This is a genomic window from Nesterenkonia pannonica (assembly GCF_019575955.1).
GTDB lineage: Bacteria > Actinomycetota > Actinomycetes > Actinomycetales > Micrococcaceae > Nesterenkonia > Nesterenkonia pannonica.
The window spans coordinates 2,100,812-2,119,635 of the sequence record NZ_CP080575.1; the positions used below are offsets into that span (position 1 = coordinate 2,100,812).

At 65.1% G+C, this 18,824-nt stretch carries 30 protein-coding genes and 4 pseudogenes; 12 read left to right on the plus strand and 22 right to left on the minus strand.

Going from position 1 to position 18,824, the window contains the following annotated elements:
• Positions 1-65 precede the first annotated feature (65 nt).
• The 4 genes from K0H76_RS14975 to K0H76_RS14990 all read left to right on the plus strand — a co-directional run bounded on the left by K0H76_RS14975 (position 66) and on the right by K0H76_RS14990 (position 1,999).
• Positions 66-419: a universal stress protein gene (locus tag K0H76_RS14975; protein WP_258933478.1), complete on the plus strand. Its 354-nt coding sequence runs from the start codon at positions 66-68 to the stop codon at positions 417-419.
• 58 nt (positions 420-477) lie between these two features.
• Positions 478-717, plus strand: a complete 240-nt coding sequence (locus K0H76_RS14980) for a hypothetical protein (RefSeq protein ID WP_258933479.1) — start codon at positions 478-480, stop codon at positions 715-717.
• 62 nt (positions 718-779) lie between these two features.
• Positions 780-1,220: an L-lactate permease gene (locus K0H76_RS14985; RefSeq protein WP_258935432.1), complete on the plus strand. Its 441-nt coding sequence runs from the start codon at positions 780-782 to the stop codon at positions 1,218-1,220.
• Between the two features lie 98 nt (positions 1,221-1,318).
• Positions 1,319-1,999 (plus strand): L-lactate permease, encoded by a 681-nt coding sequence (locus tag K0H76_RS14990; RefSeq protein WP_258933480.1) that lies wholly within the window; start codon positions 1,319-1,321, stop codon positions 1,997-1,999.
• A gap of 53 nt (positions 2,000-2,052) precedes the next feature.
• Here the strand turns inward: K0H76_RS14990 and K0H76_RS14995 are convergent, their stop codons facing one another.
• The 6 genes from K0H76_RS14995 to K0H76_RS15020 form a co-directional block, all read right to left on the minus strand.
• Positions 2,053-2,571, minus strand: coding sequence for a MarR family winged helix-turn-helix transcriptional regulator (locus K0H76_RS14995; RefSeq protein WP_258933481.1), 519 nt, complete (start codon positions 2,569-2,571; stop codon positions 2,053-2,055).
• 40 nt (positions 2,572-2,611) lie between these two features.
• Positions 2,612-2,734, minus strand: coding sequence for a hypothetical protein (locus K0H76_RS15000; protein ID WP_258933482.1), 123 nt, complete (start codon positions 2,732-2,734; stop codon positions 2,612-2,614).
• A 54-nt stretch (positions 2,735-2,788) separates the two neighbouring features.
• The gene (locus tag K0H76_RS15005) at positions 2,789-3,046 is read right to left on the minus strand and encodes a hypothetical protein (protein ID WP_258933483.1); all 258 of its coding nucleotides are present in this window, start codon (positions 3,044-3,046) and stop codon (positions 2,789-2,791) included.
• Between the two features lie 552 nt (positions 3,047-3,598).
• Entirely contained in the window at positions 3,599-4,177 is a 579-nt protein-coding gene (locus K0H76_RS15010) for an ABC transporter substrate-binding protein (RefSeq protein WP_258935433.1), read from the minus strand.
• Positions 4,123-4,584, minus strand: coding sequence for an ABC transporter substrate-binding protein (locus K0H76_RS15015; RefSeq protein WP_258933484.1), 462 nt, complete (start codon positions 4,582-4,584; stop codon positions 4,123-4,125). Before K0H76_RS15015 ends, K0H76_RS15010 begins: the two co-directional genes overlap by 55 nt.
• 40 nt (positions 4,585-4,624) lie before the next feature.
• Complete coding sequence (locus tag K0H76_RS15020) at positions 4,625-5,134, minus strand: cytochrome P450 (protein WP_258933485.1); 510 nt, start codon at positions 5,132-5,134, stop codon at positions 4,625-4,627.
• 196 nt (positions 5,135-5,330) lie between these two features.
• Here K0H76_RS15020 and K0H76_RS15025 point away from each other — a divergent pair, with 196 nt between their 5' ends.
• Complete coding sequence (locus K0H76_RS15025; protein WP_258933486.1) at positions 5,331-5,510, plus strand: hypothetical protein; 180 nt, start codon at positions 5,331-5,333, stop codon at positions 5,508-5,510.
• 5 nt (positions 5,511-5,515) lie between these two features.
• On the opposite strand, the gene K0H76_RS15030 is transcribed toward K0H76_RS15025, so the two are convergent.
• Positions 5,516-5,758, minus strand: a complete 243-nt coding sequence (locus tag K0H76_RS15030) for a hypothetical protein (RefSeq protein WP_258933487.1) — start codon at positions 5,756-5,758, stop codon at positions 5,516-5,518.
• 296 nt (positions 5,759-6,054) lie between these two features.
• The gene (locus K0H76_RS15035) at positions 6,055-6,240 is read right to left on the minus strand and encodes a hypothetical protein (protein ID WP_258933488.1); all 186 of its coding nucleotides are present in this window, start codon (positions 6,238-6,240) and stop codon (positions 6,055-6,057) included.
• 48 nt (positions 6,241-6,288) lie between these two features.
• Here K0H76_RS15035 and K0H76_RS15040 point away from each other — a divergent pair.
• The 5 genes and pseudogenes from K0H76_RS15040 to K0H76_RS15060 all read left to right on the plus strand — a co-directional run bounded on the left by K0H76_RS15040 (position 6,289) and on the right by K0H76_RS15060 (position 10,115).
• Positions 6,289-8,221 (plus strand): annotated as a pseudogene (locus tag K0H76_RS15040) (heavy metal translocating P-type ATPase).
• Between the two features lie 8 nt (positions 8,222-8,229).
• Positions 8,230-8,532 carry a metal-sensitive transcriptional regulator gene (locus K0H76_RS15045; protein WP_258933489.1) on the plus strand — a complete coding sequence of 101 codons (303 nt, stop codon included), beginning with the start codon at positions 8,230-8,232 and terminating at the stop codon, positions 8,530-8,532.
• 414 nt (positions 8,533-8,946) lie between these two features.
• Positions 8,947-9,425 (plus strand): annotated as a pseudogene (locus K0H76_RS15050) (alanine:cation symporter family protein); the annotation flags it as partial.
• 64 nt (positions 9,426-9,489) lie between these two features.
• On the plus strand, positions 9,490-9,909 hold the full coding sequence (locus K0H76_RS15055) for an alanine:cation symporter family protein (RefSeq protein WP_258935434.1): 420 nt from the start codon (positions 9,490-9,492) through the stop codon (positions 9,907-9,909).
• Entirely contained in the window at positions 9,906-10,115 is a 210-nt protein-coding gene (locus K0H76_RS15060) for a hypothetical protein (protein WP_258935501.1), read from the plus strand. The genes K0H76_RS15055 and K0H76_RS15060 overlap by 4 nt, the downstream gene beginning before the upstream one ends.
• A gap of 16 nt (positions 10,116-10,131) precedes the next feature.
• Here K0H76_RS15060 and K0H76_RS15065 read toward each other — a convergent pair whose 3' ends face one another.
• From K0H76_RS15065 to K0H76_RS15120, 12 genes and pseudogenes are all read right to left on the minus strand, one after another.
• On the minus strand, positions 10,132-10,392 hold the full coding sequence (locus K0H76_RS15065; protein ID WP_258933490.1) for a hypothetical protein: 261 nt from the start codon (positions 10,390-10,392) through the stop codon (positions 10,132-10,134).
• Between the two features lie 372 nt (positions 10,393-10,764).
• A complete protein-coding gene (locus tag K0H76_RS15070; RefSeq protein WP_258933491.1) occupies positions 10,765-11,664 on the minus strand; it encodes a type II secretion system F family protein in 900 nt (299 codons plus the stop codon).
• 75 nt (positions 11,665-11,739) lie between these two features.
• Positions 11,740-12,258: a type II secretion system F family protein gene (locus tag K0H76_RS15075; protein ID WP_258933492.1), complete on the minus strand. Its 519-nt coding sequence runs from the start codon at positions 12,256-12,258 to the stop codon at positions 11,740-11,742.
• Between the two features lie 32 nt (positions 12,259-12,290).
• Positions 12,291-12,575, minus strand: coding sequence for a hypothetical protein (locus tag K0H76_RS15080; RefSeq protein WP_258933493.1), 285 nt, complete (start codon positions 12,573-12,575; stop codon positions 12,291-12,293).
• 58 nt (positions 12,576-12,633) lie between these two features.
• A pseudogene (locus K0H76_RS15085) lies at positions 12,634-13,888 on the minus strand (CpaF family protein).
• Positions 13,876-14,097, minus strand: a complete 222-nt coding sequence (locus K0H76_RS15090; protein ID WP_258933494.1) for a hypothetical protein — start codon at positions 14,095-14,097, stop codon at positions 13,876-13,878. Before K0H76_RS15090 ends, K0H76_RS15085 begins: the two are co-directional and overlap by 13 nt.
• Positions 14,094-14,783: a hypothetical protein gene (locus K0H76_RS15095; protein WP_258933495.1), complete on the minus strand. Its 690-nt coding sequence runs from the start codon at positions 14,781-14,783 to the stop codon at positions 14,094-14,096. The genes K0H76_RS15090 and K0H76_RS15095 overlap by 4 nt, the downstream gene beginning before the upstream one ends.
• A 14-nt stretch (positions 14,784-14,797) precedes the next feature.
• Positions 14,798-15,808, minus strand: a complete 1,011-nt coding sequence (locus K0H76_RS15100; protein ID WP_258933496.1) for an RcpC/CpaB family pilus assembly protein — start codon at positions 15,806-15,808, stop codon at positions 14,798-14,800.
• Positions 15,805-15,990 carry a hypothetical protein gene (locus K0H76_RS15105; protein WP_258933497.1) on the minus strand — a complete coding sequence of 62 codons (186 nt, stop codon included), beginning with the start codon at positions 15,988-15,990 and terminating at the stop codon, positions 15,805-15,807. Before K0H76_RS15105 ends, K0H76_RS15100 begins: the two co-directional genes overlap by 4 nt.
• Before the next feature lie 10 nt (positions 15,991-16,000).
• Complete coding sequence (locus K0H76_RS15110; RefSeq protein WP_258933498.1) at positions 16,001-16,258, minus strand: hypothetical protein; 258 nt, start codon at positions 16,256-16,258, stop codon at positions 16,001-16,003.
• Positions 16,259-16,291: 33 nt separating this feature from the next.
• On the minus strand, positions 16,292-16,660 hold the full coding sequence (locus tag K0H76_RS15115) for a hypothetical protein (protein WP_258933499.1): 369 nt from the start codon (positions 16,658-16,660) through the stop codon (positions 16,292-16,294).
• Between the two features lie 10 nt (positions 16,661-16,670).
• Positions 16,671-17,039 carry a pilus assembly protein TadG-related protein gene (locus K0H76_RS15120; protein WP_258933500.1) on the minus strand — a complete coding sequence of 123 codons (369 nt, stop codon included), beginning with the start codon at positions 17,037-17,039 and terminating at the stop codon, positions 16,671-16,673.
• Positions 17,040-17,153: 114 nt separating this feature from the next.
• Here K0H76_RS15120 and K0H76_RS15125 point away from each other — a divergent pair, with 114 nt between their 5' ends.
• The gene (locus K0H76_RS15125; RefSeq protein ID WP_258935502.1) at positions 17,154-17,291 is read left to right on the plus strand and encodes a hypothetical protein; all 138 of its coding nucleotides are present in this window, start codon (positions 17,154-17,156) and stop codon (positions 17,289-17,291) included.
• A 14-nt stretch (positions 17,292-17,305) separates the two neighbouring features.
• Here the strand turns inward: K0H76_RS15125 and K0H76_RS15130 are convergent.
• Positions 17,306-17,398: pseudogene (locus K0H76_RS15130) on the minus strand (pilus assembly protein); the annotation flags it as partial.
• Between the two features lie 112 nt (positions 17,399-17,510).
• Positions 17,511-17,792, minus strand: coding sequence for a Flp family type IVb pilin (locus K0H76_RS15135; RefSeq protein WP_258933501.1), 282 nt, complete (start codon positions 17,790-17,792; stop codon positions 17,511-17,513).
• A 307-nt stretch (positions 17,793-18,099) separates the two neighbouring features.
• Between K0H76_RS15135 and K0H76_RS15140 the strand changes: the two genes are divergently transcribed.
• The gene (locus K0H76_RS15140; protein ID WP_258933502.1) at positions 18,100-18,741 is read left to right on the plus strand and encodes a TetR/AcrR family transcriptional regulator; all 642 of its coding nucleotides are present in this window, start codon (positions 18,100-18,102) and stop codon (positions 18,739-18,741) included.
• Positions 18,742-18,824 lie beyond the last annotated feature (83 nt).

Consider the following 18,824-nt stretch of genomic DNA (forward strand, 5'->3'; position numbering starts at 1 on the left):
GCCCAGGCAGCGGATGACCGAGGCACGACGCTTCGGCTGCTGATGGCTCTGCCCGCCCTCAAAGGGTGGTTGGAGTGGTACCCCGAGCTGGACCCCTGGGAGAAGGGGTCGTCCAGCGCAGGAAGGCTGAGCTGGAGCGTGATCTGCAGGCCGAAGCAGCATGGATCGGCACCCACTTCCCTCACCTCACGATCGAGGCGGCCGTCGACCCGGGCGATCCCATCGCGCAGCTGACCGCGGCTGCTCGTGATGCTCAGCTGACCGTGGTGGGCACACGAGGGCGCAGCGGGTTCACTGGGGCACTCATGGGCTCGGTGTCCCGCGGTGTGGTCCTGCGTGCCGCCTACCCAGTCATGATCGTCCCGGACCTGAAGGACGAGCGGCTCAGCGACCAGCCCGAGCCCCAGCAGCAGGCATGACGAGCGCCGCGGCCGCCGCGACGGCGAATCTCGACCCGGCGGGATAGCCGACGACGACATGCTGGCGCTTCTCGCCGCCGTCCCGGTGCTGCTCGTCCTGGTGCTCATGACCGCTGCCGGGTGGTCGGCCGCCCGGGCGGGTCTGGTGACGTCAGTCGTCACCCTCGCGCTCGCGGTGGCGGCGTTCGGATTCGGAGGTCCGGCCGACCAGTTCAGCATCCTCTCCGGCACGGGTGGGGTGTTTGCTGAGGCGACGTTCATCGCTGCTGCGGTGGTAAGCATCATCAGTAGGCACTAGGAATCCACTACCTCCAGCAGCGCACGGGCGCAGCGGACCGACTGCAGGCGGGGCTGGCGCGCCTGCACCCGGACCCTCGCCTCGGGGCGCTCATGGTGGCCTGGTTCTTTGCGCTCTTCCTTGAGGGCGGCGGGCTTCGGCACCCCGTGGCGCTGGCGGCACCGTTCCTGGTGGCAGCAGGGTTCCCGCCGGTTCAGGCAGTCGTCGCCGCGATGCTCGGGCACGCCGCAGGCGTTTCGTTCGGCGCCATCGGCACGCCCGTGCTGGCCCAGAGCGCCCTCGTGGACTATTCGGGGTCAGAGCTGGCCCGAGCCACAGTTCCGTACCACGTCGTCCTCGGCGGCCTGCTGATGACTGCGCTGATCATCACCATCAGGAGTGCCCTGCCCGGCACCCAGCGGCTGTGGACGTGGGGAATCCTCGCCGCCGTCTCGTTCCTGGTTCCCTACGGCCTGATCGCCGTATTCATAGGACCCGAGCTGCCCACCTTGGGGGCGCACTGATCGGCGTCGGTATCTTCGCCGCTGTCCTGCTGCGACGACGGAACATCGAGGCCGTCGCCACCGGCTGCATCTATGCAGAACGGTCGAGCCCGGGTGACATGCTGCGCGCAGCGTCCCCATACTTGGTCCTTGTTCTGCTGGTCCTCGGGACCCGCCTGATCCCTCCGGTCGCTGATGCCTTGGGGAGTGTGGTGGTCGAATGGGAGACCGGCCTGGGCTTCTCCGGCAGCGTTCAGCCCCTGTCCCATCCGGCGATGCTGCTGACGGTGGCCTTCGCAGCCAGGGCGGTCCTGCAGCGCACGTCAGGACGCGACGCTGCCCACGCGATCGTGACTGCGACCCGGCAGCTGGGCCCGGTCCTGGTGGCGCTGGTCGCGATGATCACCATTGCGCGCACGATGTCCCATGCGGGCATGACGAACGAGCTGGCCTTTGCGGCTGCAGGGATCAGGGCGGCATGGCCTCTGCTCTCCCCTGCGGTCGGCGCCTTCGGGACCTTCGTGACAGGTTCAGCGACAGCGTCGAATGTGCTCTTCACCGAGCTCCAGGCCACGACGGCTCGCGCTGCGGAGCTTCCGACGCTGCCGCTGCTGGGGGCGCAGGGATTCGGGGCCTCGGCGGGCAACATCATCTGTCCCCACAACATCGTGGCCGCCGTCGCGACGGTGGGCCTCACCGGCCAGGAGGGCCGAGTGCTGCGCTCCATATTCCCGCTCGCGGCGCTCTACGTCACCCTCGGCGGCCTGCTGGCGTTCGCCTTCGCCCAATGGCTGGGCTGATCACGAAGCCACACCGAGGCCGCGGCGAGCGCCCCTCGGCCTTGCACGCTGACCTAGCGCGTGCTCTGCTCGCTGCTGGAGTCTCTCTGCAAGCAGGATTCGTCGTATTTCTTCAGGCGTGCGGCATTTGAGTACATGCGAGAGAGGAATGACCGCATCTGTGCGGCCTCTTCCTCTGTAAAACCTTCGAAGAGACTCTCTTCCCGGGCCAATGCAATCGGCAGAATGGCGTCGTGCACCTCCACCCCGCGGTCGGTCAGATACAGCCGCTTGGCGCCAGGCTCTCGTTCCAGCACCACCATTCCCTGCTCTCGCAGCAGGGCCACGCTCCTCGAGACCACCGACTTATTGAGTCCCAGGAGTTCACCGGCTTCTGCCGCTGTCGCCCCTGGGCGGCCGCCCAGGGCGCTGAGCACACGCCACTCGTTGGTGCGGATGCCGAACCTTTGGTGATACGTGCGGGAGCCGCCCCAAAGGAGGGTGTTGGAGAGCAGTGAGATCGTCGCTGGAGCGTAGTCGTCCCGACTGATGGCGTGGGGCAGGGGATCACGTGATACTCCGGAACCACTCACTGAAGATCCCCTGTCATCTGCCTGCCTCTCTACGTGTCCACTACAGCTCCAGCACGAGTTTCTCACCTATGCACCGGGAGACGCAGATCATCATCACTTCCGATTCTGCCTTCTCCTCGTCGCTCAGGACAGCATCTCGATGATCCACCTCACCGTCCAGCACGAATGTCTCGCAGGTGCCGCATGTGCCTCCCTTGCACGATGAGAAGACCTGGGCCTAAGCTGCGCCAGCCGCGTCCAGAATAGAGACTCCCGGTTCGACGGCGATGGTCTTTCCCATCTCGGCGAGCTCCACCTCGAACGTATGGTCATCGGCCTTGGCGAGAACCTCGTGATTGGCGAACCGCTCCACATGTAGGCTCCCTGCTGGCCAGTGGCTGGCTGCCTGCTCAACGGCGTCAAGCAGCGATTCGGGACCGCAGCAGTAGATGTGGGTATCTGAGTCCGATTCGGCCAGGATCGAAGCAATGTCCAAGCGGCCCCGCTCATCCCGGGAACAAGGGATACCTCGTCCCAGGCCAGCTCGTCGAGGAATGCCATCGAGCTGCGGCTGCGGCCGCTGTAGTGCAGCTGCCAGGCGGCGCCGTTTCGTCGAGCTTCTCTCACCATGGGCAGCAGCGGGGTAATGCCGATGCCTCCAGCGATGAAGATGTAGCGCTCGGCTGGGACGAGTTCGAAGTGGTTCCGCGGGGCTGAGACCTGGATCCTGGCACCCACGGGCAGGTCGTCGTGCAGATACCGACTTCCTCCCCTGCTCTCTTCCTCACGCAGGACACCGATCCGATAGCTGGCCAGCTCCCCGGATCGGAGCAGAGTGAGTATTGGCGTACAGCATCGGCTCCTTCCCCGGGCACATGAAGATCGATATGGGCGCCCGGTGCCCATGACGGCAGCGGCAGTCCTGCGGGATCTGCCAGCTCCACGGTTACTACGGCTCCGGCGACGGTCTCCTTCGCAATCACTTCAAGGTTCATCAGTTCGTTTGTCATCATTCGCTCCACTGGGTGCTGACGGGAAGATGTGCTGCCTATTCGCCCGAAATGTAGGAAAGGAGACCCTCTGCAGTGGCGTCCGGATCGTCAATCACACCGGCGTCAGCTGAGACCTCGGCGATCCGGGACACCGTGTCCTCCGGGAGTCCCCAGCCGAAGGTGGTCAGGATCATCTCCTCAGCGACACCGGGATCGATCTCCGTGAACTCGTCCAACTGCGCTCGGAGCTCCTCGGGATTCTCGGTCGAGTGCTCCATGGACCTCTGCAATGCGGTGTTGAACTGCTCCACCAGGTCCGTATCCTCAGCTGTTGTCTGCTCCGTGGCCAAGTACATGGCGGGAATGAATTCTGGGTGGATGTCGACGTACTGGCTGGCGATCAGCTCGGCACCGTTGTTCATGGCGACGCCCAGGAACGGTTCGGCCGTGGCGATGGCGTCTGCTTGGCCCGACTGCAGGGCCGCCTCCATCTCTCCCAGCGAAAGCTCGATGAATTCGACCTCGTCCGGGTCGGCGTCGGCGTTCTTCACCGATTCGCGGACGGCAACCTCGTGCAGACTCAGCACAGTGTTGACGGCAACGGTCTTGCCTTCGAGCTCCGCCGGGGAGTCAATGTCGCTGTCGCGGCGACGAGCAGGCCTCCATGGTCTTCGCCCTCAACACCTGTTGAGCGCCCACCTTCAGCAACCGCCACCAGCGGCAGGCCGCGCTCCCGAGCTTGCAGAGCCGCCATGGAGTTTGAGTAGATGAACTCATATTGGCCGTTCGTCAGGGCTGGGACAAGAGCTGCGCCGCCCTGTGCGAATTCGATGCTGAGATCAATGCCTTCCTCTTCGAAAAAGCCTTGCTCGAGTCCGACGTATAGGGCTCCGACATCAACGACGGGGACGGCGCCGACCGTCACCTCTCGCAGCTCGTCGGGCTCTGATGCGGAGTTCTCCTCGGCCGTGGAGGCGCTGCCGCAGCTGGCCAGCGCCAGTGCTGCTGCGGCAGCAAGTGCGGAAGTCAACATCTTTGTCATGACTTGTCCTCTCTGTATGTCCTGCAGGCGTTCATGGTTTTCAGCTGGTGACTCGCACCGGAAGCGAGTCATACCCGCGGAGCCAGTTCGAGAACGTCGGCGCCGGCGAGTCGATGAGTTCTATGGATTGGGCCTGTTCAGCGAGGGCCCCGAGGAGGCACTCTGCTTCCATCCGGGCCATCATCTGACCGACGCAGCCGTGAATCCCCGTTCCGAAGGCGAGGTGACCGGTGGTGTCTCGCTCAATGTCGAAGCGTTCCGGGTTCTCCCATCGCCGCGGATCGTGGTTCGCTGCTCCCAGGAGCATCAGGACCTTCTGCTCGGCTTTGATGCTCACCCCAGCCAGCTCGACGTCTCGAGCGGCGGTTCGCCCGATGTAGGGGCTGGTCGGGAAGCGGCGAAGGGTCTCTTCGAAGACAGTCCGGGCTCTCCCCGGGTCAGCACGCAGGGCATTCCATGCGTCCGGGTTCTCCGCTAAGGCCTTGATCGCTGCCCCGATTCCGAGAATCGTGGTGTCGAGCCCCGCAGAGAGGAACGTTCGCACCAGCATGCCGGCGTCTTCGAGGGTATCTCGCCTTTGTCTGCTGCGGCGAAGATGATGCCCGCCAGCTTTGTCTCGTCAATGCCTCCCGGCGCATCTGCCAGGCAACGTATTCCTTAGCTTCCTCTGCCTTGGCTTCAGCCTCGTAGTACAGCTCGTTGCGCGGACCCTGTGCTTGGAAGTTCAGATTGGCGTATGGCAGCAGATGCTCACGTCCCTCGGGCGCCAGCCCAAGGGCGTCAGGGAGGACCCGGAGAGGAAATGCCTCAGCCAGGTCTTTGGCCGCGTCGAACTCGCCCCCGGCGATGACGTCACGGACCAGCTCATCTGCTGTCTCCTTGAAATCGGATTTGAGACGGCGCACCACTCTCTGCGAAAGCACTGAGGCCATCACTTTGCGGTACTTCCCGTGATCGGGCGGATCAGACTCAGGATCACACTTGGCTTGCGCCAGTTCTCCTGCTTCTGGATGTTCGTCAGCCCGGTTCCGGAGGACGACTTGAACGTTTCTGGGTCTCGGAAGATCGTCTCGGCGATCGAGTGCCTGCCCGTCGCCCAGATCCCGTACTTCTCAAGCCACACCACGGGTCCGGCTTCGCGGAGCTCACGGTCCAAAGGCTCGGGGTCAGCCATAGCTGTGCGCGAGAAAGGATCCAACGGTGAGCTGACGGGAGTGGAACGGGTGGTCGTGTCCATTCGAACGCTTCCTTAATGGTTGCTTGTCGTGCCCGGACCCAGACGAGAACTGGAGACCGCATCTTTGTTGCTATAGCAACTAGTGAAGCAGATCACAGTTGATATAGCAACAAATTCCAACCCCTTCTCGCCAGCGGTGCTGAAATCGGAAAGGCTCCGCGTAGCACATTCCGTTCGGGTCGCCAGCGGAACCACACCTCACCCCGTGTACAGCGATACCCCTAGGGGTATAGTCATGAAAGGGCAACAGCACCCAGCAGCCTGAGATCGAACAGGCCGAGAGCCTGTGGGAGAAGGGTTAGGAACTCATGACAGAGCACGAGCACGCACACCACGGTCATGCCATGCACTATGAAGACCACTCCGACCAAGACCATGGCGAGCACGACCACGCGGCACACGCCGAACACGGTGGCCATGGGGATCATGGTGATCACGTTGGGCAATTCCGTGCGCTGTTCTGGATCATGCTGGGGCTGGCAGTGCCGGTGGTGGGGTTCAACGAGATGTTCGCGAGTCTGCTCGGATACCCCTGCCCCAGGCCGATTGGGTGTGGTGGGTCTCCCTGTCCTGGGCACCGTGATCTACGCCTGGGGCGGCTTACCGTTCCTCACCGGGGCCGTCTCAGAGATCCGTTCCGGCAAACCGGGCATGATGCTGCTGATCGGGCTGGCCATCACCGTGGCGTTCATCGCCTCATGGGGCGCGAGCCTGCACCTGCTGGACCATGAGCTGAACTTCTGGTGGGAGCTTGCCCTGCTGGTGGTCATCATGCTGCTGGGCCACTGGATCGAAATGCGCTCCTTGGCCCGCACCAGCTCAGCGTTGGATTCGCTGGCGGAGCTGCTGCCCGATGAGGCAGAGAAGGTCACCGATCAGGGCGTCGAGAGGGTCTCACCAGATGAGCTGGTGGTCGATGATGTGGTGATTGTCCGCCCCGGCGCCTCTGTGCCCGCTGATGGTGAGGTCGTCGACGGGTCGGCACATATGAACGAGTCGATGGTCACCGGTGAGTCAAGCCAGTCCGCCGCGCGGACGGCGACCGTGTCGTCGCCGGAACTGTGGCCACCGACTCCGGCATCCGGGTACGCATCACCGCCACCGGCGACGACACTGCTCTGGTAGGCATTCAGCGCCTGGTGGCCTACGCTCAGGCATCGTCCTCCCGTGCCCAGCGCATCGCCGACACGGCCGCCGGGTGGCTGTTCTGGTTCGCCCTGGTTGCAGCAGTCTTCACGGCCGCCGCCTGGATGCTGCTCGGCATGCCCGAGGCGGCTGTGGTGCGCACCATCACCGTGCTCGTCATCGCCTGCCCGCACGCCCTGGGCCTGGCGATCCCGCTGGTGGTCTCCATCGCCACCGAACGGGCCGCCCGGGGCGGGTGCTCATCAAGGACCGGCTCGCCCTGGAATCGATGCGCACCGTGGACGCGGTGCTGTTCGACAAGACCGGCACCCTCACCAAGGGACAGCCCACCGTCACCGGTGTCGAACCTGCCCAGGGCTGCGCCGACAATGAGGTCCTGGCCCTGGCTGCGGCAGCCGAGAGCGACAGCGAGCACCCGCTGGCCCGGGCCATCGTCGGCGCAGCGCAGCATCGCAGTCTGGAGGTTCCCGCTGCCGAAGACTTCTCCTCATCCCCAGCCGTCGGCGTGCGCGCCACAGTTCAAGGGAGGGCGATTCAGGTCGGCGGTCCCCATCTGCTCGCCGGAAGCCGCCGGGAGGAGCTTCCCGTCGCCGACACCTGGCGAAGCGAGGGGGCGATCATCCTCCACGTGCTCGCCGACGGCGAGGTGATCGGCGCCCTGCGCCTGGCCGATGAGATTCGCCCCGAGTCTCACGCCACCGTCGAAGCACTGCACGCCGTCGGCGCCGAGGTGGTCATGATCACTGGAGACGCCCAGGCCGTCGCCGAGACAGTCGCGGCCGAGCTTGGCATCGATCGGGTCTTCGCCGGAGTCCGCCCCGAGGACAAAGCCGCCAAGGTCAAGGAGCTCCAAGAGGAAGGGCAGAAAGTGGCCATGGTCGGCGACGGAGTCAACGACGCCCCGCCCTGGCTCAAGCCGACGTCGGAATCGCCCTCGGGGCAGGCACCGATGTGGCCATCGGTTCGGCCGGGGTCATCCTCGCCAGCTCCGACCCGCGATCGGTGCTTTCGGTGATCGACCTCTCCCGCTCCAGTTATCGGAAGATGAAGCAGAACCTCTGGTGGGCCGCCGGGTACAACCTCATCTCCGTGCCGCTGGCCGCAGGAGTGCTCGCTCCCATCGGGTTCGTGCTGCCGATGAGCGTCGGCGCGATCCTGATGTCCGCCTCCACCGTCGTCGTCGCCCTCAACGCCCAGCTGCTGCGCCGCCTGGACCTGCGGCCCGACGTCTCCACCCGCAGCCTCACCACCTAGGAGCCACCATGCCCACAGAGACCCCCACCGGCCACGGCTACATCAGCGACAAAGACCGGTACCTCACACGCCTGCGACGCATTGAGGGCCAAGCCCGAGGCATCCATCGCATGGTCGAGGAGGACACGTACTGCATCGACATCCTCACCCAGATCAGCGCGCTGACCTCCGCCCTCGAGAACGTCGCTCTGGGACTTTTGGACGACCACCTCAAGCATTGCGTCGCAGACGCCGCCAGAGCAGGCGGGGCAGAGGCCGACGAGAAGATCAACGAAGCCTCTGCGGCGATCGCTCGTCTCGTGAAGTCCTGAACCCGCGAGCGGCCGTCCACGGCCCTTCGACCGGCTGAGGCACTTCGATAGACTGCGCATCCGGCCTGACAAGGGGCTGGTCCGATTCTTAGGGGTATGAGATGGACGAGCTGGTGGACACGCTGGAAGCCGTGGAGGATCCGGCCTGGCAATGGGTGGGCATCCCCGTCATCACCATCGCGGCCCTGTACCTGACATTCGGCACCCGCGTGGTGCAGCTGCGGCACCTGCCCAACATGTTTCGGGCCATCACCCAGCGCGCACAGCGGGACGACGGCGGACGCACCCGGTCACTCTCAGCCTTCCAAGCCTTCGCGGTGACCGCCTCGGCTCGGGTGGGCACCGGCAACATCGCCAAGCGTATCCGGGGCGATTGCGATGGGCGGTGCCGGTGCCGTGTTCTGGATGTGGGTGATGGCGCTGTTCACCGCCTCAGCGAGCTTCGTCGAATCCACGCTGGCCCAGCTCTACAAGACCCGCCGGTTCGACACCTTCAAAGGCGGGCCCGCCTACTACATCCAACGCGGGCTCGGCTCCCGCAAGGCTGGCATGGTCTTCGCGGTGCTCTTCATCTTCTGCTTCGCACTGAGCTTCACCTCACTGCAGGCCAACACCATCGTCGACACCGTCACCGGTGCTGCCGCGACCGCCGAGATGGGTGACGAGGCGACTCTCACATGGGCACTCGCGATCATCCTGGTTCTCCTGACGGGCACGGTCGTCATCTTCGGCGGGCTGCGCAAAGTGGCCCAGGTGGCCCAGAACGTAGTCCCCTGATGGCCACTCTCTACCTGGTGCTCGGCATCCTCGTGGTCATCATCAACATCGACCAGCTGCCAGCTGTCATCTCCTCCATCTTCAGTGAGGCCTTCGACTTCGGTGCGATCGCCGGTGGAGCATTCGGTGCGATGATCGTTGCTTGCGTTCAGCGCGGCATGCTCTCCAACGAGGCTAGGCATGGGCTCAGTGCCCAACGTAGCCGCCACCGCAGACGTCTCCCACCCCGTCAAGCAGGGACTCGTGCAGACGCTCGGGGTGTACTTCGACACCTGGCTGATCTGCTCGATCACATCCTTCATCATCCTCGTCACCTACTCGGACCCCATGGAGGCGGACGCGAACGTCGGTGCCGAACTGACACAGAGCGCGCTGGAACAGGCCTTCGGAGTCTTCGGCGCCATCGCCTTGGCAGCGATCATCTTCCTTGTCGCCTTCACGTCCATCCTGGGCAACTACTCCTACGGCGAGGCCAACGTCCTGTTCTTCTCGAGCTCGGAGACGGTCCGGAAGACGTTCGCCGTGGTGCTCACCGCCGTCGTCTTCATCGGTGCCACCATCGCAGTCGACCTCGCCTGGGCCATCGCGGAGTCGCGATGATCATCATCGCCCTGTTCAACCTGGTGGTCATCTGCATCCTCTCGCCGAAGGCGTTCAAGCTGCTGCGGCACTACGAGGACCAGCGCAGGCAGGGGCTGCAGCCCGTCTTCACCGACACCGACCTCCCGGAGCTGAAGAACGTCGAATGCTGGGGCAAGGAGGACGTCCAGTACTACATGGACGAGCGCTCCGCCGCACGGACGTAGCCGTCCAGACGAGAGCTCAGGCCAGGAGGGCTGTGGCCAGGGCCGCGCCCAGCACCATGGACGGTCCGAAGGGAATGTCGACGCCCTGACCCCGGCGCCGGATGAGCACCACAATGAGGGCGACGACTCCGTTGAGGATGAACCCGAGCAGCGTCCCCGCGCCGACGTGCGTCCACCCGAACCAGCCGAGGAAGAGGCCGATCACGGCCGCGAACTTCACATCGCCGAGCCCCAGGCCCGAGGGGGCGATGAGCGCAAGCACAAAATAGCCCAGCACCAGGGCCAGTGCTGCAAGCAGACCCCGACCAAGACTCCCCACTCCCCTGGACGGCCGCAGCGACAGTCAGCGGCAGCGCCAGAGCCGCGAACGTGCCCATCACCAGAGGGTCAGGCAGGCGTCGCTCGGCAAGGTCGACGACCACCAGCAGCGAGCACCCCACGCCGGCGGCCGCGAACGCCACCAGCTCCGCGGCACTTCCGGCCAGCCATGCAGCGCCCGCACCGGCCAGCGCCGCGCACGGTACGTGGGCTCGCACCCTGAGCCACACGGACCCGGCCTCGTCGTAGGTTCTCACGGCAGGGGTGAGGAGCCAGGCGGCCAGCGCCGCGACGACGACCGCAGCCAGCAGAGCCCAGAGCGGGTCCACCGTCACATGCCCCCGAAGGTGTCAGCGATGTTGATGGCAGCCGGGCCCATGACCACGATGAAGATCACCGGAAGGATGAACAGCATCAGAGGCGGAAGCACCTTCACAGGAATCTTCTGAGCCTTCTCCTCAGCCCGCTGCCGGCGCTTCAGGCGCATCTCATCGGCCTGAGTGTTCAGCACTCCAGCGATGGAGACCCCATAGGCGTCGGCCTGGATCACGGCGCGGACGAACCGGCGCAGGTTCGTCACGGTGGTGCGTTCGGTGAGGCTCTCGAATGCCTGGCGCCGTGAGCTGCCCATCTGAATGTCCTGCAGGGTGCGCACCAGCTCCTCCGCGAGAGGCCCCTTGCCGTTCTCGGCGGCACGCGCCATGGCGGCGTCGAACCCGAGGCCTGCCTCCACCGCGATGGTCATCTGATCCAGGGTATCGGCGAGCTCCAGTTCGATCTGCTGGCTGCGCTTCTGCCCGTGGCTGTTGAGCAGCAGCTCGGGCAGAAAGTACACCACCACTGTGACCAGCAGTGCGATTAGAACCGTCAGAGGCGCCGGGCCGGAAAGCATAATCAGCACGTTCAGCACGAGGGCCGTCGGAATCCACAGGAGCTTCAGCGTGAGCAGCTTCTCCAGGGTCCAGGCTGCGGGCCGCCCGGCCAGCGTGTGCTGACGGTCCAGCACGCGGACGACCAGGTCCGGCGTCATTCGCCGGGCCAGCGACACAGACGCCCGGCCTGACCTGGTGCCCTGGTCATCACTGGTGGCGGCTATGAGGCTCACGCCGCCGCGCCGCAGGTTGGCCCGGGCACCGCGGCGGACCGGGTCCACGACGGTCCATGTCACCCATGCGCCGAGCCCCGCGGCCAGTGCGGCACATGCGGCGGCGATCAGAACGATGTCAGGCATGGCGATCAGAACTTGACCTCGACGGTCTTCCGCAGCCAGAGTCCCCGATGATAAGCATCAGCACGGCCGTGACCATCAGCCCGTATCCGAGCAGACTTTCGGTGAACGGGGCGAGGTAGCTGGGGTTGGTGACGAGCAGAAACGCCGCCAGTCCGAAGGGAAGCACCATGAGGATGAGGGCAGAGAGCCTTCCTCGGCGCTGAGGGTGGCGACCTGCCCGCGGATCTCGTTGCGCTGACGGATGGTGTCGGCCACCCCGTCGAGGACTTCGGCGAGGTTGCCGCCGACCTCACGGTTGATGGCGATGGCTTGGGTGACCCAGGAGAAGTCTTCGCTGGCCATGCGCTCCGCGGTGACGTCCAGGGCGAGACCGAGGTCCCGTCCCACGCGCGTCTCGTTGACGATGCGCGCGAACTCCTCAGCCGTCGGGCTGTCTGCCTCTTTGGCCACGGAGGACAGCGCCTGCGGAAGGCTGTGGCCTGCGCGCAGGTTGGATGCCATGAGCTGCAGGGAGTCGTCGAGCTGCTCGGCGAACTGCTTCTGACGCTTCGTGATGCGGATGCTCAGCGTGATCCTGGCGCCCAGCGGCACCACGGCCGCGAGGACGATCGCCAGCAGCGGGCCGTTCAGCAGAAGTCCCAGGCTGCGCCGACCAGTGAGCCGACGAGGATCAGGAACACGAAGTCCTGCGGTCGGGTCTTCATCCCCGCCAGCTCCAGGGTGGATTCGCTTACCGGGGTGCCGCGGCGCCCCATCGCGCGCTCGATGGCACCGGTGGCAGCCGCCGCACCCCGCTGCAGCGCACTGGGCCTCGGGACGTATCCGGGCCGTCTGCGACTGACAGGAATGCGGACCGGCCCAGGAGACAGCAGCAGATAGCAGAGAAGCCCGACGGCCAGCGCGCCTGCCACCACGGCGACGGCAACTGCGGATGCCGCTCCAGCAGCTCGTTCATCGCCCCGTCCCGGCTTATGGCTGAGCGAAGACGTGCGGAGACACCGTGATGCCCATCTCCTCGAAACGATCGGTGAAGCGCGGCCGGATGCCCGTGGAGACCGGTTTGCCGAGGAAGGTGCCGGATTCGTCGACGCCTGCGGAGTAGTCGAAGAGGAAGACGTCCTGGAGGGTGACGGTCTGGCCCTCCATGCCGTGCACCTCGGTGACCGCGGTGACGCGCCGGGTGCCGTCCCGGAGTCGGGTGAGCTGCACGATGACGTCCACCGCTGAGGCGATCTGCTCACGGATGGCGCGCAGCGGCAGGTCCATGCTTACCATGAGCACCAGGGTCTCCAGGCGTGAGATGGCGTCCCTCGGGAGTTGGCGTGCACCGTGGAGAGGGAGCCGTCGTGGCCGGTGTTCATCGCTTGGAGCATGTCCAGGCTCTCCCGCCGCGTACCTCGCCGACCACAATCCGGTCCGGGCGCATACGCAGGAGTTGCGCACCAGATCTCGGATGCTGACCTCGCCTTTGCCTTCGACGTTGGGGGACGGGACTCGAGCCGGACCACGTGGTCCTGCTGCAGCTGCAGCTCCACGGCGTCCTCGATGGTGACGATGCGTTCGCCCTCGGGGATGAAGGAGGAAAGGACGTTGAGCAGGGTCGTCTTGCCGGAGCCGGTGCCCCGGAGACGATCACGTTGAGCTTGGCCGCCACACACGCATCCAGCAGTTCGACCATCTCGGGGCTGAGCGTGCCGAACCGGACGAGGTCAGCAGCCTTGAAGGGGTCTTTGCTGAACTTCCTGATGGTCAGGGATGAGCCGTTGAACGCCAGCGGGGGTATGACGGCATTGACACGCGAGCCGTCGAGGAGCCGGGCGTCGACCATGGGGGCGGACTCGTCGATGCGGCGCCCGATCCGGGAGACGATCCGTTCGATCACCAGACGCAGGTGCTCCTCCGAGGCGAACCGGCTGGCGGCCTGCTGCAGCTGGCCGGACTTCTCGATGTAGATCTTCTCGGGCCCGTTGACCATGACCTCAGTGACCTCGGGGTCATCGAGCAGGCGCTGCAGCGGACCGTAGCCGAGGACGTCGTCCTGAACCTCTGCGGTGAGCCGTCGTCGCTCCTCGCTGCTGAGCGGGATGGAGGACTTCTCGATCACGGTGTTCAGCTCGGCCCGGACCAGAGAGTGGAGCTGGTGCTCGGCCAGGGAGGGGTCGTTCAGCCGTGCCCCGATCCTTTTAAACAGCGTGGCGGCGGCGTCGTCCTTCAGCTGCCGCAGCGCGTCGTCGGGTTCTGACTCGGCTTTGGGGGCCGCGGGCTTCTTGGTGCCGCCGCCTGCCTTGCGGATGGCCGCCCGGGTGACTGGGGCGGGCCGGAATCCTCAGGGGTCTCGGCGTCGGCGGAGGTGTCTGCGGACTTCTGGGCGGAGCGGCCGTTGGACTGCTGCTGACGCCGCTGCGCCGCTTGGAGCCGTTCGGACAGGCTCATCGTGATTTCCTCCGTCGCTCGCGAACCCGTCCGCGCCGGTCCAGGTCGACGCCGTCGGGCAGCAGGCTGCTCGCCAGCGGAGCCAGCGCCTTCACCAGGGGGTCTCGGATGCCCGACTGCATGAGGGGCACGCCGACGTTCAGTGAGGCGGGCGCCGCCTTGGACACAGGTATTGAGGTTTCGACCGCAACGCCCAGCGTCTCGTCGACGTCCTTGCGGGTGACGCCGTGGGTGGTGTCCGCGAAGTTGACCACCACGTGGTAGTTACCAGTGAACATCTGCAGCACGGAGAGGGTGTCCACCACTTTGCGCAGCCCGGAGACCCCGGGCACGCTCAGCGTGGTGAGCAGCAGCGGGTCGGTGGTCTGGTCGAGGGCGCCGAGCGTGTGATCGGAGATGCCGGGTGAGGTGTCGACCACCACGTACTCGAACTCGCGGCTGAGCAGTTGGAGCAGTTGGCTGATCTGGCCGCTGGTGATGCTGTCCCCTGCCGCCGGGCTCTCCGGTGCGGGGACGACGTAGAGCCCGGTCTCGTGCAAGGTGAGCCGCGTTTTGAGCGCGATGGTGTCGCCGCTGGCTGCGCTCTGCAGCACATCGGGGAGGAAGTGCTCGGGGGTGAGGTTCAGGGCGGTGGCCACGTCGCCGAACTGCAGGTCCAGGTCGACGATGACGGTGGAGTGCGGCACGGCGACGGCGCAGGCTACGGCGAGGTTGGTGGCGATGGTCGTCTTGCCGGCACCCCTTTGGGCGAAACGACGGTGATGACACGGCCGGTGGGCTCCTGGTCCTGGGCGGCGGCGTGCCGGGCGGTGAGCTTCTCTGCCAGCTGGACGGCGCTGCCGAGTGCCTGTTCCACCTGGTGCTCGTCGGCGTCGGAGGGCACCAGGTCTTTGACGCCTACCCGCATGGCTCGCAGGCCCAGTGTTTCGGCGTCGTCGGCGATCATCAGCAGCACGGTGTCAGGGTGCTCGGCCGAGAATCGTGCGGCCAGTGAGAGGGCCAGCTCTGGGTCCTCCCGGGCGTCGAGGACCAGAACTTCGGGGGCTGAGGCACCGTTGAGCCGTCCCAGCAGGTCCGATGGGGCCTCCGACTCGGGTGCGGGCAGCGGCATGTAGGCCACGCCTACCGCCTGGGCGTAGGCGGCTTCGACGTCGAGGCCTGCGCCACCACGGCGATGCGGATCATTCGAGCACATCCTCGGGGCTGACGGGACCGGTCTCATCCTCGGGGCGTCGTCCGGTTCCAGGGACAGCCAGATCCCGTGGAATTCGGCGGCGTGGGCGACGAGCTTGGCGTCCGGCGCCTCGACGGCGAGCGTGACCATGAGGCTGTCTGCCGCTGCTTCGGTGGTCTCGTTGCCTTCTTCGTCCTCCACGACGCTGACCCCGCCCTGCACCCGGGTGACGAGGACCTTCTGGAGCGTCAGCTGGGTTTCGGTCTCTCCGGCGCTGACGAAGAACCCGACGGTGTCCCCGGCGGCGAGGTGGCCGCCGATGACCCGCGTGGTGGGGAGCTGGACGGTGATCTGGTGGTAGCCCTCAGGTGCTTGGACTTCATCATCGGGTTCGAGGTCCTCGGGGCGAGCGAACCGTCCCGGGACGAGCTGCTCACCGGGGTAAAGGGCGGTGATGGTGACCTCACCGGAGACGTCCTCGAGCGAGGTGAGCGCACCCTGCACCACGGTGGCGGCGGGCACGTCGTCGGCGGTCACGTACTCCCCAGCTCGGAGGCCGGTGTGCCTTCGGGGACCTGGTCGGAGACGACGAGCACCGTCTCCGGCTCCATGTCGGCCATCGCGCGCTCATCCGCCTGGGTGACGTAGTTGATGACGAGTACGGCAGCTATGACTGCGAGGACTGCTGCAATGAGGGCGGCCAGAATACGACGGGACAATCAGTAATCCTTACTCGGAAGCGCTCGGGGTCAGGGCCACCACGGAAGCCCCGAGGCGCGGTCCGTCGGGGCTGTAATCAAAGTTTTCGGTCAGATCGACGAAACGCACGAAGCTGCCGCTGATGCAGCGGCTACTGCCGCTGCAGGGTGCTTGGTAGCTCGCACCGGAAAAGCGGTAACCCGTGAGTTTGAAGGCCGCGTATCCGAAAATACGGTACTCCCTGCTCCGACCTTCGCCCCGAACCTCAGAGAAGATCGGCAGCAGCACGGTCTCCCCACTCGGCTCTTGATGTCGTTCTCATCATTGCAGGGAAGTTGTTGCCGGGGTCAGATCCGACCCACCCCCGATGGCCGACGTGTTCTCCCCGCACTGCCCGCTGGTATCCACCCAGCCGAAACCGCCCGGGAGCTTCTGGTCCTCCCCACTCTGCGCACCTCCGAAGGGATCCTCGCAGTCGGCGTCCAACTCCTCGTCGAAGTCGGCGCGTTTGATTACGCGTTCTGGAGTTGAGGAAGGTATGTCGACTCCAGTCACGGCGTTGGTCTCGGGGTCCCGGAGCACCGTGATGCCGTCAGAGCCACCATCGAGCTCGCACCAGGAGATCACAAACGGCAGAACGGAAGTCCCACCCGTGGGGTAGCCCCAGCGTGCGCTGGACTCCGCCTCCAAAGGGGTCTCATCAATGCCGACGATGGGTCCGAACCAGTGATCGAAGACACTCGCAGTCTCGACCGCGACTGTTCCTGCGGACGTGTCGAGACCGTCTGGGCCGATCCCCGTCTGCCGAACCGATGGTGACGTTGGCTGTGGCCATCTGCTGCGCCGTACCAGCCGCAGTGCCTGCATCACAGTTGGCATCGTCCTCATATCGGGCACAGTCCTGCGCGATGGCCAGCGCTCCAGCATCCGCCCCAGTCTGCAGCTGCTGCTTCGTCGCATGCATCGCGGCCACGTCGATAGCGAGTGCGGCAAGAATCATGATCGGCACCAGCATCAGCGCCACGATGACGCCGACCGCACCACGGTCGTTGTTCTTCAGCCGTTGCATCGCATGGTTCCCTTGCCCGTCAGCGTGATGGGAGTGCCCAGGCCCAAGAGTTCCAACGGGTAACGGATCACGAGGGTGGCCGTGTCGCCTGCTTCGCACGAGGAAGGCGACACTGTGATCTGGGACGAGGCGACGCTGGCCGACGGAGAAGCCGATGAGATGGCCGTCTCGCTTGCCTCGTCGGAGTCGTCGCTCAGCGCCATGATCCTGACCCCGTCACGTGCAGCGTTCGAGAGCACCGACTGCACATGAAATGCGTGGCCGAACGCGGTGATCCCCAGAAGGAGGGCGACAAGGACCGGAGCAACCAACGCGAACTCCACCGCCGAAGCCCCACGGTCACGCTCGCGTGTTCTCATTTGGGTCCTCTTCACGGGGCTGGGTTATCAGTGGGGTGACCGTACGCCAGTTGCCGGTGGACCCTGATGCGGGCCCACCGGCAACTCACCGCCTAGCGGTTCCGAAATGGCCTTATCCTCCTGGGTTGACTTCTGAGTCCAGGGTTGTCTCTACATCTGTGAAGATTCCATCGAGCGTCCCACCGAGGAGGACAACTGCTCCAATGATGATCGCTGCGATCAGGCCGACGAGCAGGCCGTACTCCACGGCGGTGGCGCCGCGGTCCTTACGGCTGTCCACGCGCTCAGAAACCATGGACTGGAGGGTTGCGAAAAGTGAGTATGCGCGCATCATGAGGCATTCCTTTACATCAAGGTAAGTGGTAGGGCGGCGGAGCGAGATTCCTGCATCCATGCGTGATCAAGATCCAAAAGAATTCTGACATCTGTTTGCATGGTCTGCAAGTTTGCATGTTAGGCCCAGTTTCATAGTGTGCATAGTTGCCAGTTCTGTGGTCAGATCTCAGGCAGCTTGAGCTCACCGGGATCGCACCACTTGACCCCACCGCTGTTGCAGGCTCGCAAATGCGCCGATTCCGCATCTTCGCGTCACCCACAAGAAGAATCTTGCTGAACGGGAAAAGGGTTGAGCAGCACAGTCACGCGGTATAATCTCCTGCATGGATATGGGGCGCTTAGGTCTGCGCGAGATGAAGAAGCAGATGACACGCAAGACGATCGCTGACGCCGCACTGCAGCTCACCGAGGAAAAAGGCCTCGATGATGTCACCATCGACGACATCGCCCGTGAAGCCTTCGTCTCACCCCGGACCTTCTCCAACTACTTTGCGTCAAAGGAAGAAGCCGTGCTCGGCGCGTTCAACCTGGGCGTGGACCAAGTACTCGATGACTTCTCGTCCCGCCGCCCCGAGGGCCCACCACTTCAGACGCTCTGCGAGCTCATGTACGACTACGCTCGCGAAAACCCGACCCAGCTGCGACAAGCCGCCCAGGTAACTGCTCTGGAGCTGAAGAATCCAAGTCTTCGGAAATTCCGTGTCGAGCGGGAGGTGGAGATGATCGGACAACTCTCCTACCGCCTCGGTGAGTGCACCGGAACTGATGCGAACACCGACCTCTATCCATCCCTGGTCGCCGCCGCCGCCATCTCGGCAGTCAGCGCATCGCTCGCGATCTGGTCCCTCCGCGGGCTGCCTGACGAAGACCTCCCCGGCCTCATTCAGGACGCCTTCAACATGGTCAGCGACGGCTACCCCACCCAGCGAAGAACGCGCCCGACCAGACCGCTCCGGAACCCGTCTGATCCCCCTCAAGACCTAGGCATCGCCGCTGATCGGCCGTAATGTCGGAACCAACGTCACGGAAACCCGTGCGGTACTGAGATCACGCGCCGAGCAGCCACTGCCCCACGCGCGGTCAGGAGGAG

Bases quoted from the DNA above. Each gene is read 5' to 3' on its own strand.
- K0H76_RS15045 (WP_258933489.1), top strand. From the start codon at position 8,230: ATGCCCACAGAGACCCCCACCGGCCACGGCTACATCAGCGACAAAGAC.
- K0H76_RS15120 (WP_258933500.1), bottom strand. From the start codon at position 17,039: ATGCAACGGCTGAAGAACAACGACCGTGGTGCGGTCGGCGTCATCGTG.
- K0H76_RS15020 (WP_258933485.1), bottom strand. From the start codon at position 5,134: ATGCTGGTGCGAACGTTCCTCTCTGCGGGGCTCGACACCACGATTCTC.
- K0H76_RS14990 (WP_258933480.1), top strand. From the start codon at position 1,319: ATGCTGCGCGCAGCGTCCCCATACTTGGTCCTTGTTCTGCTGGTCCTC.
- K0H76_RS15070 (WP_258933491.1), bottom strand. From the start codon at position 11,664: ATGCCTGACATCGTTCTGATCGCCGCCGCATGTGCCGCACTGGCCGCG.
- K0H76_RS15015 (WP_258933484.1), bottom strand. From the start codon at position 4,584: ATGACAAAGATGTTGACTTCCGCACTTGCTGCCGCAGCAGCACTGGCG.
- K0H76_RS15135 (WP_258933501.1), bottom strand. From the start codon at position 17,792: ATGGATGCAGGAATCTCGCTCCGCCGCCCTACCACTTACCTTGATGTA.
- K0H76_RS15140 (WP_258933502.1), top strand. From the start codon at position 18,100: ATGACACGCAAGACGATCGCTGACGCCGCACTGCAGCTCACCGAGGAA.
- K0H76_RS15055 (WP_258935434.1), top strand. From the start codon at position 9,490: ATGGGCTCAGTGCCCAACGTAGCCGCCACCGCAGACGTCTCCCACCCC.
- K0H76_RS14980 (WP_258933479.1), top strand. From the start codon at position 478: ATGCTGGCGCTTCTCGCCGCCGTCCCGGTGCTGCTCGTCCTGGTGCTC.
- K0H76_RS15030 (WP_258933487.1), bottom strand. From the start codon at position 5,758: ATGGCTGACCCCGAGCCTTTGGACCGTGAGCTCCGCGAAGCCGGACCC.
- K0H76_RS15025 (WP_258933486.1), top strand. From the start codon at position 5,331: ATGCTCACGTCCCTCGGGCGCCAGCCCAAGGGCGTCAGGGAGGACCCG.
- K0H76_RS15035 (WP_258933488.1), bottom strand. From the start codon at position 6,240: ATGGCCACCGTGTTCGGCGTGTGCCGCGTGGTCGTGCTCGCCATGGTC.
- K0H76_RS15060 (WP_258935501.1), top strand. From the start codon at position 9,906: ATGATCATCATCGCCCTGTTCAACCTGGTGGTCATCTGCATCCTCTCG.
- K0H76_RS15090 (WP_258933494.1), bottom strand. From the start codon at position 14,097: ATGAGCCTGTCCGAACGGCTCCAAGCGGCGCAGCGGCGTCAGCAGCAG.